General features: G+C 45.2%; 16 protein-coding genes. 15 read left to right on the top strand and 1 reads right to left on the bottom strand.

Annotated elements, in window-relative coordinates; genetic code table 11:
• Positions 1–10 precede the first annotated feature (10 nt).
• The 7 genes from fliP (at position 11) to lafA (ending at position 7,024) form a co-directional block, all read left to right on the top strand.
• Positions 11–769, top strand: coding sequence for a flagellar type III secretion system pore protein FliP (gene fliP / locus L3V30_RS14190; protein WP_005398045.1), 759 nt, complete (start codon positions 11–13; stop codon positions 767–769).
• A 13-nt stretch (positions 770–782) separates the two neighbouring features.
• On the top strand, positions 783–1,052 hold the full coding sequence (fliQ, locus tag L3V30_RS14185; RefSeq protein WP_005375036.1) for a flagellar biosynthesis protein FliQ: 270 nt from the start codon (positions 783–785) through the stop codon (positions 1,050–1,052).
• Positions 1,052–1,828 carry a flagellar biosynthetic protein FliR gene (gene fliR / locus L3V30_RS14180; protein ID WP_237309150.1) on the top strand — a complete coding sequence of 259 codons (777 nt, stop codon included), beginning with the start codon at positions 1,052–1,054 and terminating at the stop codon, positions 1,826–1,828. The genes fliQ and fliR overlap by 1 nt, the downstream gene beginning before the upstream one ends.
• Positions 1,825–2,952, top strand: a complete 1,128-nt coding sequence (flhB, locus tag L3V30_RS14175) for a flagellar biosynthesis protein FlhB (RefSeq protein WP_237309149.1) — start codon at positions 1,825–1,827, stop codon at positions 2,950–2,952. Before fliR ends, flhB begins: the two co-directional genes overlap by 4 nt.
• Positions 2,953–2,983: 31 nt before the next feature.
• The gene (gene flhA / locus L3V30_RS14170) at positions 2,984–5,074 is read left to right on the top strand and encodes a flagellar biosynthesis protein FlhA (protein WP_237309148.1); all 2,091 of its coding nucleotides are present in this window, start codon (positions 2,984–2,986) and stop codon (positions 5,072–5,074) included.
• Between the two features lie 19 nt (positions 5,075–5,093).
• Positions 5,094–5,864: an EAL domain-containing protein gene (locus L3V30_RS14165; protein ID WP_047009608.1), complete on the top strand. Its 771-nt coding sequence runs from the start codon at positions 5,094–5,096 to the stop codon at positions 5,862–5,864.
• A 305-nt stretch (positions 5,865–6,169) separates the two neighbouring features.
• A complete protein-coding gene (gene lafA, locus L3V30_RS14160; protein WP_053807553.1) occupies positions 6,170–7,024 on the top strand; it encodes a lateral flagellin LafA in 855 nt (284 codons plus the stop codon).
• Between the two features lie 59 nt (positions 7,025–7,083).
• Here lafA and L3V30_RS14155 read toward each other — a convergent pair whose 3' ends face one another.
• Positions 7,084–7,371 (bottom strand): hypothetical protein, encoded by a 288-nt coding sequence (locus L3V30_RS14155; RefSeq protein WP_053807552.1) that lies wholly within the window; start codon positions 7,369–7,371, stop codon positions 7,084–7,086.
• Between the two features lie 413 nt (positions 7,372–7,784).
• Between L3V30_RS14155 and fliD the strand changes: the two genes are divergently transcribed.
• The 8 genes from fliD to L3V30_RS14115 are packed head-to-tail and all read left to right on the top strand — an operon-like array spanning position 7,785 to position 14,026.
• Complete coding sequence (gene fliD / locus L3V30_RS14150) at positions 7,785–9,122, top strand: flagellar filament capping protein FliD (protein WP_104970451.1); 1,338 nt, start codon at positions 7,785–7,787, stop codon at positions 9,120–9,122.
• A gap of 19 nt (positions 9,123–9,141) precedes the next feature.
• Complete coding sequence (gene fliS / locus L3V30_RS14145; protein WP_005375014.1) at positions 9,142–9,528, top strand: flagellar export chaperone FliS; 387 nt, start codon at positions 9,142–9,144, stop codon at positions 9,526–9,528.
• Entirely contained in the window at positions 9,512–9,832 is a 321-nt protein-coding gene (locus L3V30_RS14140) for a hypothetical protein (RefSeq protein ID WP_005398525.1), read from the top strand. The genes fliS and L3V30_RS14140 overlap by 17 nt, the downstream gene beginning before the upstream one ends.
• Complete coding sequence (locus L3V30_RS14135) at positions 9,829–10,902, top strand: flagellar hook-length control protein FliK (protein ID WP_237309147.1); 1,074 nt, start codon at positions 9,829–9,831, stop codon at positions 10,900–10,902. Before L3V30_RS14140 ends, L3V30_RS14135 begins: the two co-directional genes overlap by 4 nt.
• A 22-nt stretch (positions 10,903–10,924) precedes the next feature.
• Positions 10,925–11,425, top strand: a complete 501-nt coding sequence (locus L3V30_RS14130) for a flagellar basal body-associated FliL family protein (protein ID WP_005398533.1) — start codon at positions 10,925–10,927, stop codon at positions 11,423–11,425.
• A 12-nt stretch (positions 11,426–11,437) separates the two neighbouring features.
• Positions 11,438–12,166: a FliA/WhiG family RNA polymerase sigma factor gene (locus tag L3V30_RS14125; RefSeq protein WP_237309146.1), complete on the top strand. Its 729-nt coding sequence runs from the start codon at positions 11,438–11,440 to the stop codon at positions 12,164–12,166.
• A 10-nt stretch (positions 12,167–12,176) separates the two neighbouring features.
• Entirely contained in the window at positions 12,177–13,034 is an 858-nt protein-coding gene (motA, locus tag L3V30_RS14120) for a flagellar motor stator protein MotA (RefSeq protein WP_005396580.1), read from the top strand.
• Complete coding sequence (locus L3V30_RS14115) at positions 13,034–14,026, top strand: flagellar motor protein MotB (RefSeq protein WP_005396581.1); 993 nt, start codon at positions 13,034–13,036, stop codon at positions 14,024–14,026. Before motA ends, L3V30_RS14115 begins: the two co-directional genes overlap by 1 nt.
• Positions 14,027–14,080: the final 54 nt, after the last annotated feature.

The raw sequence follows: 14,080 nt of genomic DNA, 5'->3' as shown, positions 1-14,080 counted from the left end.
AGGCATCACAATGAAAAATCTGAGCGCTTGGCACCGTTGGTTACCTCTTTTGGTACTGGTGTCACTTTTGTTTGCTTTCCCAACCATGGCGGCTGACAACGGCTTAACTATCCTGTCCGTTTCTGATGGCGACACACAGCAAGAATACAGCGTTAAATTGCAAATTCTGTTGTTGATGACGGCGCTCAGTTTTCTTCCAGCATTCATTCTGATGGCAACGAGCTTTACTCGGATTATCGTCGTCCTCGCGATTTTGCGCCAAGCCCTTGGTCTTCAACAAAGTCCTCCTAACCGCGTATTGGTTGGGATTGCTTTGGCATTGACCTTGCTGATCATGCGACCTGTTTGGAGCGATATTCATGAAAATGCATTTCAACCGTATGACAATGGTGAAATCACGCTAATACAAGCGTTCTCTGTAGCAGAGAAACCAGTGAGAGAGTTCATGCTGGCACAAACTCATCAAAGCTCTCTTGAGCAAATGCTGCGCATTGCCAATGAACCACTCGACCAAAACGTTGAAGATATTTCTTTTGCGGTTGTCTTGCCTGCGTTTGTCATCAGTGAACTAAAAACCGCCTTTCAAATTGGCTTTATGCTCTTCATCCCCTTCTTGGTTATCGACTTGGTTGTCGCCAGTGTGCTCATGGCAATGGGTATGATGATGCTATCGCCTTTGATTGTTTCACTCCCTTTTAAACTGGTGGTGTTTGTACTCGTGGATGGCTGGGCAATGACGGTTGGCACATTATCTGCCAGTTTCGGTTAAATAGGAGCATGCTATGACCCCTGAACTAACCGTAACGTTATTTTCCGATGCAGTATGGCTGATCATTCTGATGGTTGCGGTACTGGTTGTTCCTGGCTTAATTGTCGGTTTGTGTATCGCCGTTTTCCAGGCTGCCACACAAATCAACGAGCAAACACTCAGCTTTTTACCACGTTTGCTCGTTACGCTATTGATGGTGATTTTTGCGGGTCATTGGATGCTCCGAAAAATCATGGAACTGTTTGATTTCTTATTCCACAACATACCGGGGATGATTGGCTAATGGCCATCACATTTGCAGAGCTCTCAGCGATACTCGGTCAACTCTGGTGGCCGTTTTTTCGTGTGGGAGCCATATTTATTTCGATGCCCTTCTTTGGTGATGCAATCATTCCCGTTTGGATCCGTACCTTACTGGCACTCTCGATCGTCGTGATTACCGCACCATTGATGCCACCAATGCCACAAGTCGAATTGTTCTCCATGACGTCTCTATTCCTTGCTTTTGAGCAAGCGATTTGGGGCGTGATGTTTGGGCTAATTTTGCACATGCTCTTTAACGTTTTCACCATGCTTGGTCAGGTCGTTTCTCTGCAAATGGGATTGGGTATGGCAATGATGAATGATCCTATCAACGGACTTTCTGTCGCCATTTTGGGCCGCATATTTCTTATATTTTCAACCTTGTTATTTCTCGCGCTAGAAGGACACTTGCTCGTCATTGATATCGTGATTCAAAGTTTTGTCGTGTGGCCGGTCGGTTCTGGCATCACATCGCTTTCTCTGCAAGGCGTTGTAAATATTTTCGGTTGGATGTTTGCCTCTGCTTTAGCACTAGCGTTGCCTGCTATTGTTTCAATGCTCCTAGCCAACATCAGTTTTGGTGTGATGAATCGCGCCGCCCCCTCACTCAACGTGTATGCGTTAGGTTTTCCAATGACGATGCTTCTTGGCCTGTTCAGCGTATTAATTTCAGTATCTGGTGTGCCGGGTCGCTACACCGCGCTTGTGCACGACACCATCAGACACTTGAGTAACTTTATGTTGGGGGGCGCATGAGCGATCAATCGTCTCAGGACAAAACTGAAAAAGCCTCGCCGCAGAAAGTAAAAAAAGCACGTCAGGAAGGACAAATTCCTCGTGCTAAAGAGTTTACTACTGCGGTGATATTTCTAGCGGTGGCGCTCTACTTTTACTCTCAGCTCAATAGCATTTGGGAAAGTATGTCAGGTATTTTTCGCTACAACATGATGCTGACGCGAGCCGACTTAGAAAACCCGAAACAGCTTGTCGAGCAATTGGGACAAAGTTTAGCGGTAATCATCGACATGTTATTACCGTTGTTTACCGTCATTATTATCGTGACCTGTGGTAGCAGCCTTGTACTAGGCGGTTGGATGTTCCGTCCGGCGAACGTTATGCCAAAGCTGAGCAAAATTAATCCTTTAAGTGGGATAAAGCGCATTTTTTCGACACGCTCAGTGGTTGAGCAATTAAAGTCCACGTTCAAAGTAGCCGTTATTTTCGGCATCTTATATGGCTATTTAGACAACCACTTACAGCCTCTGCTAGGTATGCAAAACTTACCTTTAAGCCAAGGCTTTTCCCTGGTGATGTCTATTCTCTTTGAAGGCTTACTGTTGATGGGGTTTGCGTTATTGTTATTTGGTGTTGTAGACATTCCCTACCAACGTTGGGAGCACCTAAAAGAGCTGCGTATGACCAAACAAGAGCTGAAGGAGGAATTCAAGAATAACGAAGGCCGCCCAGAAGTAAAGCAGCGAATCCGTCAAATTCAACAGCAGTTTGCACGCCGTAAAATCGATAAGATGGTACCAACGGCTGACGTGATCATCACTAACCCAACTCACTACGCTGTCGCTCTGAAGTACGAACCTTCACTTTCTGATGCTCCATTTGTGGTTGCAAAAGGCGTAGACGAAACAGCCATGCACATTCAACGAATCGCCCGAGAAAACAAGGTGGAGATCATCAACTCACCACCGTTGACTCGTTCGATCTATCACACCACAGCGATTGAACAAGCAATCCCAAGCCAACTGTACATTGCCGTGGCACATATTCTTACGTACGTTTTGCAATTGAAAGCCTTCCGTAAAGGTGAAGGAAAAGAGCCAACTCCTTTGCCTCATTTTTCGATTCCAAAACATTTGCAGCACTGATTAACCCGCGTTTATCCAAGGACACGAAAGTATGCTTAACCGGTTAAAACAACTTCAAACATCAACCAAAGGCTACATTGGCATTCCAATTGTCTTGCGAATGATTTTGGCAATGGTGATTTTACCTTTGCCTCCCCTGCTATTGGATGCGTTGTTTACCTTCAATATCGTCTTGGCAATCCTAGTATTGCTGGTCAGCACTACCGCAAAGCGACCATTAGACTTCTCAGTTTTTCCAACGATTTTGTTAGTCGCGACATTATTGCGTCTTACACTAAACGTCGCTTCCACACGAATCGTACTCCTAGAAGGACATAATGGGGGGGATGCGGCAGGTAAAGTCATCCAAGCGTTCGGTGAAGTCGTTATTGGCGGTAACTACGTCGTTGGTATGGTGGTGTTTGTTATCTTGATGATCATCAACTTCGTCGTAATTACCAAAGGTGGCGAACGTATCTCTGAGGTGTCTGCGCGCTTTACTTTGGATGCCTTACCGGGCAAACAGATGGCGATTGATGCCGACTTAAATGCCGGTCTTATCGATCAGGAAACCGCTCGATTGCGTCGTAAAGAAGTCGCTAACGAAGCCGATTTCCATGGCTCGATGGACGGTGCCTCAAAGTTTGTGCGAGGCGATGCTATCGCTGGTTTGCTGATTCTGTTTATCAACATCATTGGTGGTATCAGCATCGGCGTCTTTGAGCATGGACTCGCAGCATCTGACGCCTTTAAAACCTACGCACTACTTACAATCGGTGATGGCTTAGTAGCTCAAATTCCGTCACTTCTATTGGCAACGGCTGCAGCGATTATCGTTACGCGAATTAATGATAGCGATAATGGCATGTCGGAAACCATGCAAAAACAATTGCTGGCAACCCCGGCGACACTGTTTACCGTCGCAGGCATCATGGCTGTGATAGGCATGGTACCAGGCATGCCACATTTGGCCTTTTTTGCTTTCGCGGGTGCTTTAGCTTTCGCGGGTTGGCGTCAAACGAAAAAGCCCGTGCAAGACTCCCAAATCGAGGAGGTCGAAGCACTTTCACAAGCCATGCAAGAGGACGATACACCACTTACGTGGGAAGATATTCCTCATGTTCAAACGTTGTCACTTTCCCTGGGTTACCGTCTCGTTCACCTAGTCAACAAAGAACAAGGTGCACCTTTATCACAGCGTATTCGCGGTGTGCGCCGTAACCTATCTGAACAAGTCGGCTTTTTATTACCAGAGGTACGTATTCGAGACAACCTAAGCCTTAAACCGAATCAGTATACAATTTCTCTCAATGGCGAAGTGATCGAACAAGGCTTTATCGAGCCAGAACGTTTGATGGCGATTGCAGTCGGAGAAACGTACGGTGAAGTAGATGGTATTTTGGGCAGTGATCCTGCTTACCAATTACCAGCAGTGTGGATTGAACATCAAGACAAAGCGAAAGCGCTGAACATGGGTTATCAAGTGGTCGATGATGGCACGGTCATCGCGACTCATATTAGCAAGATAATGAAAACAAACCTTGCTGAGTTGTTTACGCACGACGATGTTGAAGCTATGACGCAACGTTTGACACAGCAAGCACCGAAGTTAGCCGAAGCCCTAGCCGCGGCACTTAACCCTGCGCAGCAACTCAAAGTATATCGCCAGTTGTTACTAGACCAAGTGCCACTAAAAGATATTCGTACGATTGCTAACACGATGCTGGAGTCCGCGGAAAACACTAAAGACCCGATTTTACTGGCATCTGATGTGCGTTGCGCACTAAAACGCACGCTCGTAAACCTGATTGCGGGACAGAAAAACGAATTAAATGTCTATGCTCTCTCTGATGAACTAGAACAAATGCTACTGACTTCGCTACAACAAGCACAATCTTCTGGTACAGTAATGTTAGACAGCTTCCCAATTGAGCCAAATATTCTTGGTCAGTTCCAACAAAACTTGCCACTGATAAGACAACAGCTCAAACAACAGGGATTACCTCCGATTCTTCTCGTTATGCCTCAGTTACGTCCACTTCTGGCTCGTTACGCACGCACATTTACGCAAGGACTGGCAGTATTGTCTTACAACGAAATTCCAGAAAACAAACAAATCAATGTGGTAGGAAACCTTGGTTAATCTTATTTCAACACATGCGATGTACGAACATTTGGTTGGTCTCGCAGTACAACATATCGTCACGGATGACGATCAATTAGTATTTGATGCTTTAAAGCACAATGACATTCAACACGCGTGCCAAGCCATTCGCGAGACTCAATCAGGCGAGGTAGAATTCCAACACCTGACGTTGAGATTTGGCACGCGTGGCGAACAAAGCGTCTATCAATTCGAACTCTCTGAACAAATGCAGTACTGCCTAGATTTGTTCAGCCTTTATCTCGCATTGCGACAAACACAGTTTCAGCTAGAAGCCTTTCACCCCGACTTAATCAGTAACGTCGTCGTGCCGATAAGAATTGACGCATTACTATGGGAACCAGGCATATACTTTCTCGAACAGATGATTCAGTTTCACTCTTGCGCTTTTCAACATGTGATTCCTTCTCTTCAAGCAGACAAAACGCTATGCGCCTATGATAAAGTCTCAGCGCTGATAGAGAAGTTAAGAGAAAACGCCTACTCACTTTGGTTTGAAGTCGCGACATCACAAGTGAACTTCGAACGAGTCGCTGACTTTAGTCCCGATATGATCAAACTATCAGTCACGTTAGAGGATAAAGAAGAAAGACATGCTTTCCTACCGATTGCTAAGTTCTTAAGAAAGCACAAATACCCTTGGGTAGCCGGGCGAGTAGCGAGCCAAACAGAGCTAAACCGCTATCGCTTGTTAGGGGCCAATTATTACTTTGGTTATTTCAGTGACATCCCGACCTCCCTCTCTTTTCAATCTTTTGGTGAGGAATGACAGAATCCTAACTATTAATCTTTATAAAACAGCGCGAATTATTCGCGCTGTTTTTTTTATTTATAACGAAGAACGACAATATTGATAGATGACAGCTTCCCTGATTAAGTCAGGCTTATTCAGGTTATTTGATGTTATATCTGTATTTTCATGGAATACAAGTCACTAAAAATCATCAATTTTGATCTTTTTTAGGAATTTTTTAATTTTCAAATTAATCATTAAAGCTGACCGACCGCCTCTAGTTAGTGACTAGGGAATATCCCGAGGCCTGAAAGATATAGTGACTAACTAAGGAGACTAAGATGGCTTTATCAATGCACACTAACTACGCATCGCTTGTAACTCAAAACACTCTGAACAACACAAGCGGTCTTCTAAACACCGCAATGGAACGTCTAAGCACAGGCTACCGTGTAAACTCAGCTGCAGATGACGCTGCTGGTCTTCAAATTGCTAACCGTCTAGAAGCACAAACGCGTGGTATGTCAGTAGCAATGCGTAACGCTCAAGACGGCATCTCTATGATGCAAACAGCTGAAGGCGCAATGGATGAGATGACTAACATCACATACCGTATGAACGACCTAGCAACACAGTCTTTGAACGGTTCAAACAGCGATAAAGACCGCGCGGCAATGGACGCAGAATTTAAACAGCTTACAGCTGAACTAAAGAACATCGTGGACAACACCTCTTTTGGTGGCCAAAAACTACTAGCAACTGGTGGTGGTTTTGAAGCTGGTGCAGTTACCTTCCAAATCGGTGCTTCTTCTGCTGAAACTCTAGATGTTGACGCATCTGCAAGCATCCAGAAAGTTGCAGCGACTCTTGCTGACGCAGCAATCACAGACGGTATCGGTGATACAACTAAAGCGAAAGCAGCTCTTGATAAAATCAGTGGCGCAGCTGGTCTAGTGGAAGATATCGGTGCTACTCGTGCTCAATTTGGTGCGAACATCAACCGTCTTGAGCACACTATGACTAACCTGGGTAACATGGTTGAGAATACTTCTGCTGCTAAAGGCCGTATCATGGACGCAGATTTCGCTGTAGAATCTTCAAACATGACTAAGAACCAAATGCTAATGCAAGCTGGTACGACAGTTCTGTCTCAAACTAACCAGCTACCTGGTATGGCAATGTCTCTACTTCGTTAATAACGAACTAGAAATAAAATATACCAAAATAAAAAGCCTCCCTATAGGAGGCTTTTTTATCACCTGCGAATATAAATATAGCTTTTATTCCCACGTTGCTCTTCCGGTACTCTAAAACCTATTTTCCGCATTATATTATGAAGCACTTTATTAAATAGCTCCAACTCAACTGTCTCGCTTCCCTGTCCTTGCTGATATGTTTTCAACTCAGGGAACTTGGATATCGCTTCTTGTAGGATACTTGCTAGTTCATCTGAATTAATATTTTGTTTGCTCAATAACTTAGCACTAATAAACGTTTCGTAAGATCGAGCACATTTCATCAGTCGCAAAACAAATTCATTCATTTCTGCCGTTCTTATCTAAGTGTTAAACTAACGTTGGAAAAATATCTTCAAACACCAAATACATACCAAGTTAAAGATACCAAAAAGCGACATCCCACTATGTAGGAATAGTCCCAATAAAATAGCAGGAAGAACCTAAAATACCGCACTATTGATAGTTTACTTAAACTCCCTCCCCCTAAAGTGGATTAAATAATTTAGTTTTTTAGTCGCCTTGTCTTATAAGGAAACACTAGATGTTTTCTAGAGGAAGGCGGAACACACTAGGTGGAAAATCTACTTCCTCTCAAATCCAAATAACATCGTAAGTTTATGTTTTAAAAGCTCATTTTAATTGGGCACGTATCTTGCGATAAGACATATATTCCAGGCATAGAGTTACGCCAATTACCGATGAGAGAGGGAATAAGCTCGTGAGTTCATTAGATCCAATATCCATGGCAACTAAGTTGGCTACGTACGACGTTCAACCATTTAAACAGCGCTATCAGCTACAAGCCGATAAATACCAATCTCAGTTATCTGCCTTGGGCAAAGTTGAAAGTGCAATGCGTGAGTTCCGAACTGCTCTCAAAGAGATGAACAGCAGTACTAGCAGCATCATTAAAAACTCAACAAGCATTTCTCAAGAAGGTTACTTTACAGCTAATGCTGACGCAAAAGCGCTATCCGGTAGCTACCAGATTTTCGTTGAACAAGTTGCAACATCACATCAAGTCTCTACAGGCATGCCTGCAGACCTTGACGCCACTACAGAGGTTCCGACTTCAGGAACTCTCGAATTCACCATCAACGGTGAAACGATGACACTTGATCTATCAACAGTCGATACCGACGGTGATGGTACAGCAACAATAAGTGACTTAGCGACTGCAATTAATAACGACAGCGATAACCCAGGTGTAAATGCAACATTAGTGCGCTCAAACGGCCAGACTCACTTTATGCTTTCAAGCACTGAAACTGGTGTAGCTAACCAAATCAACGTATCGGCGTCAGGTACTGGCCAAGCCTGGTTTGAAGATGCATTCACAAACCTCAATCAGATAAGTGCTCCACAGGATGCTGTGATTTGGTTAGGAGCAGAAGGAACTGGGCTAAAACTAACAAACTCAAGCAATACATTTGAAGGTGTTATCGATGGCGTAGATATTACCGTTACCAAGGCTCAAACCTCAGGAGAAACCGCTATTGGTTTAGGTATCGGAGCTGACGACGAAGCAACAAAAGAGCAGCTCAATAAGTTCGTAGAAGCCTACAACACATTGATATCTGCGATTGATGAGCACACGCAAATCGGCGGCGAAGATAAAAAGCGAGGCGCTTTGGCAAGCGATCCAACTATGCGTTCGATTGAAAGCCAGTTAACCAGCCTGGTTCGAGGTGAGCACGGCGGCATGCGCTTGAGCGAAATCGGTGTGACATTGGACCGCAATGGCAAAATGAAAGTGGACCAAGAAAAGTTTGCCGAGGCACAAAAAAACAACGGTGCGGGCTTGGAAGCGATGTTCAATGGCGACGGCGCTTTGCTCGACTCTATTGATGCTATGGTCGAACCATTCCTCAAATTCTCTTCTGGAGCGTTCAAATCTCGTAAAGAATCGCTACAAGCAAACATTGATCGCATCTCAGATAAACAAACTACTTTAGAGCGTAAATACGACATGTCGTACAAGCGTTACCTAAAACAGTTCACTCAAATGAATACATTAATGACCCAAATGAACCAAACCATGTCAATGTTTGGCTAAGGCTTTAGGAGAATATCTCATGCTTATGGACTCTGGCTATGACTCGTACCAACAAGTCGATCTCGACGCGCAAGCGGCAGCAGCAAACCCACACCAATTAGTCATTATGTTGATCGATGGCTTACTTGATGAAGTTGAACGTATTCGTGGCCATTTGGCTGCGAATCGCTTGGCTGAGAAAGGTAACGGAATCAACAAATGCATGAACATCTTGATTGGGCTCACAAGCGCTCTAGATGATGAGAATGGTGGCGAAATTGCTGAAAACTTACGCCAGCTGTATGACTTCTGCCAAGTTGAGCTTTATTACGCCAGCGTGCAGAACGATGCGAATCGCTTGGTTAATGTCGAGCGTGTAATGGGTAACATTCGTGAAGGTTGGATGAATTTTGGACAACAAGCATAAAGTGTCGCCAGAGCGATTTCGTCATTTATCTCAGCTCATCCAATTCGCTACAAAAACAGCAGATTGGCATGCGCTTAAGCGCTATGACTTGCAGTTGCGAGAGCTATTGATCAGTCACAAACCTTTTTTGAAGGATCCTAAGCTTGCACCTGAAATTCAACGTGCCAAAACCGTTCATGCTGATGCATTCGCTAGATTAGAAAAGTCGAAGAACGAGTTAGAAAAAGAGATGAACATGGTCAATGACCATCAAGAGCGCGCTATGGCCTATCAATTAGCGATGACCATGGAGCTAACTCAATGATCGTATCTCCTTCAACTCAAATATCCGGCAATGCATCACCTAGCCATGAAGGCAACATAAAACAAGCAAGAGCTGTACACGGTTTTTCTCATAACCCTATGTCTGAGCATAGCCAGTATGACGGCCAAGGTTTCGCCTCAGCTTCAACCGTGCCGAGTTTTCATCTTACCGCTCCAGCTTTGGACAGCGAAGAAAAGGCGTATGATCGTGGTTCGGATACTGACGAACACTCGGCTTCTGAAGCAGATGCTCACCTGACAAGTACACTGGGTTCAACAGAATCACCTGATCTTGCTATGCAAGCTCAGGCTCTAACCCAGAGTATGCTCACTATGGCCGAAAAGCAGCCGGGTCAGTTCGGAAAAACTCCGCCTTTAGCGGTAGCTAACGACGTTAAGTCTGCAACACAAGACTCAAATAACGCCTTGCTAAACACTTCTCCAAAGCAACAAGAGGTGCAACAAAGCCAACCGATGTCATCGAACTCGCGTCTATCAATCTCCAGTGCCGACTTTCAGACCCTATTGAGTCAACCAGCTCAAGGGCAACCAACGGCCTCACCACTCCAAGGACAAACACCAACGCCACAAGCCCCGAACACCGCCGTTGCCACGAGTCATATTCAAACTCAAGGCTCTGAGTGGGCGGCTGTGCGCGTTGACACCAGTGCTGGAAAATGGGGAGAGCAAATGATGCAAGTTCTGCATGACCGTGTGACTCTTCAAGCGCAACAAAATGTACAAGAAGCCAAAATCCGCCTCGACCCGCCGGATTTAGGTAAGCTGGATTTACTTGTACGTGTTGAAGGCGACCGACTAAGCGTGCACATCAATGCCAATACAGCCGCAACACGAGAAGCTTTAATGCAAGTGTCTGAGCGTCTGCGCACAGAACTGCAAGAGCAGAACTTCGTCCATGTCGATGTCAACGTGGGCTCTGATCAAAGCCAGAGTCGCAATGACCAACATACAAATGAAGAAGACGCCACTATTTTCGCAGCACGAGAATCTGGTGCATTCCAAACCACAACAACAAACTATTCAGAACACTGGCTGAACACTCAAGCCTAGTTAATCCTCGAGGAAAAAGGTTATGACCAAACAACAAATGATCGCCCTGTTTATCGCCATGATCATCACCAGCGCCCTCGTTTCGGCCGCCACGATTATGGGCGGAATCTGGTACTTAAACAAACACGCTCAAGAGTCCCCTGACTCTGGTTCCTTGATCGATGATTCTCCATTGTCATTTTTAGTCACAGAAGAACCGACAAGCAAAGGTCCTAGCTTCCATCCTTTAGACAAAGTCGTTTTAACCGTAAAAGGTAAAAAGCAGACTCACTTTGTCATGCTAGAACTAGCGATTGAAACACGCCGTCCTGAGCGCATCAAAGACATTGATGAATACATGCCAATGGTACAAAACTCATTATTAAAATTGTTTAGCGACAAAACATTTGATGAGTTACAGCAAGCGGGTGCCATCGATATTCTGCAAAACGAAGTAAAACAAACGCTTTTACTGGCTTTTGCTAAGACAGACATCGTTCGCGAAATCGACGATGTTTTGTTGACTAAATATGTTGTGCAATAACGGAGCACAACCATGTTAGACATGAATATACAAGACACCTATACCACAGAAGAGGAAGTGACGACGCCATCACGCCCAATTGACGAAAATGCACTGCTGCAACGTCATCAAGTTATGGTGAAACGCGTCGTTAACCAGCTACGTGTTCATGCCACTTCTCACTGTAGTATTGAAGATATGCAGCAAATTGGCCTTATCGCTCTAGTTGAAGCTGGACGCCGATACGGCGATGTTGACGATCCTCATTTCCCTGCCTTTGCCGTGTGTCGTGTTCGAGGTGCAATTTTAGACGAATTGCGCCGGCTAGATTGGCGCTCACGTAAAACTCGCCAACAGGCTCACGAACTCAATGACGTGACTCGAGATCTCACACGCTCTTTAGGTCGGATGCCCACGGATGCAGAAATCATCCAAGCCTTGGGGACGAATGAGCAGGACTATTACAACCGCCAAAATGCCGCCCTTGCGGGAGAGATGCAAAGCCTTGACCAACTGATGGAAAGCAGTGGTGATAGCTATATTGGCGGGCAATATGATGGCATGGAACATAAGCATATTCGTCGTAGTTTAGATAGCGCTTTAGGCAAATTGCCGAAGCGTGATCAATTGCTGCTTACTCTGTTCTATCAACATGAACTCAACTTACACGAAATAGCTCTGGTATTGGATCTGACACCACCTCGTATATGTCAGCTTCACAAACAAGCGCTGAAACAACTCAACCAATTAATGTCCTCTTAGGAGTCACAAGATGCAAAAGTTTTTTGGAGTCCTCACTATCCTGGTGTGCGTCTTCGGTGGATACATGTGGGCCGGCGGTAACTTAGGCGCTATCTGGCAACCAGCCGAATTCCTTATCATCATTGGCGCTGCTGCTGGTTCTTTGATCATCGGTAACCCACCTCACGTACTGAAAGAAATGCGTCGCCAAGTGCCTGCGACCATCAAAGGCCCGACAGAAGAGCATGAGTACTACATGGAATTAATGGCGCTGCTCAATAACTTGCTCGAGACAGCGCGCAACCGTGGTTATAAGTTTCTCGACTCTCACATTGAGTCGCCAGAACAGAGCTCTATGTTTCTCGCTTACCCGACGATTGCTGAGGATCATCGCCTAATTTCTTTCATTACTGATAATTTACGTTTAATGGCAATGGGACAAATGTCGCCTCATGAATTAGAGGGACTGCTAGAGCAAGAAATTGAAGCTATCCAAAACGAAATGCTTTTGCCTTCACGCTCACTACAGCGTACAGCAGAAGCACTACCTGGCTTCGGTATTCTTGCAGCAGTTGGTGGCATTATTATCACCATGCAGGCCATTGATGGCTCAATCGCTATGATTGGTTATCACGTTGCAGCAGCTCTCGTAGGTACATTCATTGGTATTTTCGGTTGTTACTGTGGTTTAGACCCACTAAGTAACGCCATGGCTCAGCGAGTAAAACGTAATATGACTGCTTTTGAATGCGTACGCGCAACCTTGGTTGCCTACGTAGCGAAGAAGCCGACATTGCTCGCCATTGACGCTGGTCGTAAACATATTCAGCTAGACATCAAACCAACATTCAACCAAATGGAGAAGTGGTTAGCTGAACAGGAGGGATAATGCAAAAACAAGAGCATGTAGTGTTCAAACGTGCCAAAGCACACAGCCATGATGAACCTCATGGCGGCGCGTGGAAAGTCGCGTTTGCTGACTTCATGATCGCCCTAATGGCGCTGTTTCTTGTGCTTTGGGTTATGCAAGTGGTAGACAAAGAAGAGCGTAAAGCAATTGTCGCCCACTTACATAGCTCAAGCGTATTCGACAAGAGTTACGGTAATCCATTTGATACTTCACAAAGTATCTCTCCTATTGACTTGGCACAGGACTCTTCTGTGCCAAGTAAACACAATTCCAACCACGTGGTAAGCTCATACTTTCGAGGTGACGGCGATGGGCCAGAAATCGACTCGTTGATTCCTGGTAACTTCGATACTCAGGAGCAACTTGCAGCGTTGGCGAAAGTCATTGAACGAATGACCGCTCAGATTAACGCACAAGGAAATGTCAACGTCACCGTGACCCCACAAGGCCTACGTATCGTCCTTCAAGATGATTACAAACAGCATATGTTCAGTCGTGGTGGCGCAGAGCTGACCCCTTTCTTCGAAGACTTATTACTTGCACTTGCGCCTGTATTTCAGCGTGTGAACAACCCACTGATCATCAGCGGACATACGGATGCGATTCCATTTAAAAAACGCTTTGGTCGTCAATCAAACTGGGCGCTATCTGCATCTCGAGCTGATGTCGCAAGAAATACGCTGGTTGAAGGTGGCATGCCGGATGATCGAGTCATGCAGGTCACAGGCATGTCGGATAGAGCACTGCTTAACCCTGATGAACCAGATTCAAGCGAAAACCGCCGTATCGAGCTGTTCGTTTTAACGACGCCAGCAGCCAAAGTACTCGAAACTCTTTTTGGTAACCACCAAGAAAGTGAACTGCAAAAAGCGAAAGATAAAGCCGAATTTAACCAACCAGTCATTCGACAAGAAGTCATCAATTACTCGGGTGATACGGCCACCAACGAAGTAAATATTCAAGAATTATAACCTCAAAAGGTCACCTCGCCTGATGGTGACCTTTCTAACTGAAACCTCTGTTAC

Source organism: Vibrio sp. A1-1 (assembly GCF_021728175.1).
GTDB lineage: Bacteria > Pseudomonadota > Gammaproteobacteria > Enterobacterales > Vibrionaceae > Vibrio > Vibrio diabolicus.
This window is presented reverse-complemented; position numbering and strand designations above follow the sequence as displayed.

Bases quoted from the DNA above. Each gene is read 5' to 3' on its own strand.
- fliP (WP_005398045.1), top strand. From the start codon at position 11: ATGAAAAATCTGAGCGCTTGGCACCGTTGGTTACCTCTTTTGGTACTG.
- fliQ (WP_005375036.1), top strand. From the start codon at position 783: ATGACCCCTGAACTAACCGTAACGTTATTTTCCGATGCAGTATGGCTG.
- fliR (WP_237309150.1), top strand. From the start codon at position 1,052: ATGGCCATCACATTTGCAGAGCTCTCAGCGATACTCGGTCAACTCTGG.
- flhB (WP_237309149.1), top strand. From the start codon at position 1,825: ATGAGCGATCAATCGTCTCAGGACAAAACTGAAAAAGCCTCGCCGCAG.
- flhA (WP_237309148.1), top strand. From the start codon at position 2,984: ATGCTTAACCGGTTAAAACAACTTCAAACATCAACCAAAGGCTACATT.
- L3V30_RS14165 (WP_047009608.1), top strand. From the start codon at position 5,094: ATGTACGAACATTTGGTTGGTCTCGCAGTACAACATATCGTCACGGAT.
- lafA (WP_053807553.1), top strand. From the start codon at position 6,170: ATGGCTTTATCAATGCACACTAACTACGCATCGCTTGTAACTCAAAAC.
- L3V30_RS14155 (WP_053807552.1), bottom strand. From the start codon at position 7,371: ATGAATGAATTTGTTTTGCGACTGATGAAATGTGCTCGATCTTACGAA.
- fliS (WP_005375014.1), top strand. From the start codon at position 9,142: ATGCTTATGGACTCTGGCTATGACTCGTACCAACAAGTCGATCTCGAC.
- L3V30_RS14135 (WP_237309147.1), top strand. From the start codon at position 9,829: ATGATCGTATCTCCTTCAACTCAAATATCCGGCAATGCATCACCTAGC.
- L3V30_RS14130 (WP_005398533.1), top strand. From the start codon at position 10,925: ATGACCAAACAACAAATGATCGCCCTGTTTATCGCCATGATCATCACC.
- L3V30_RS14125 (WP_237309146.1), top strand. From the start codon at position 11,438: ATGTTAGACATGAATATACAAGACACCTATACCACAGAAGAGGAAGTG.
- motA (WP_005396580.1), top strand. From the start codon at position 12,177: ATGCAAAAGTTTTTTGGAGTCCTCACTATCCTGGTGTGCGTCTTCGGT.
- L3V30_RS14115 (WP_005396581.1), top strand. From the start codon at position 13,034: ATGCAAAAACAAGAGCATGTAGTGTTCAAACGTGCCAAAGCACACAGC.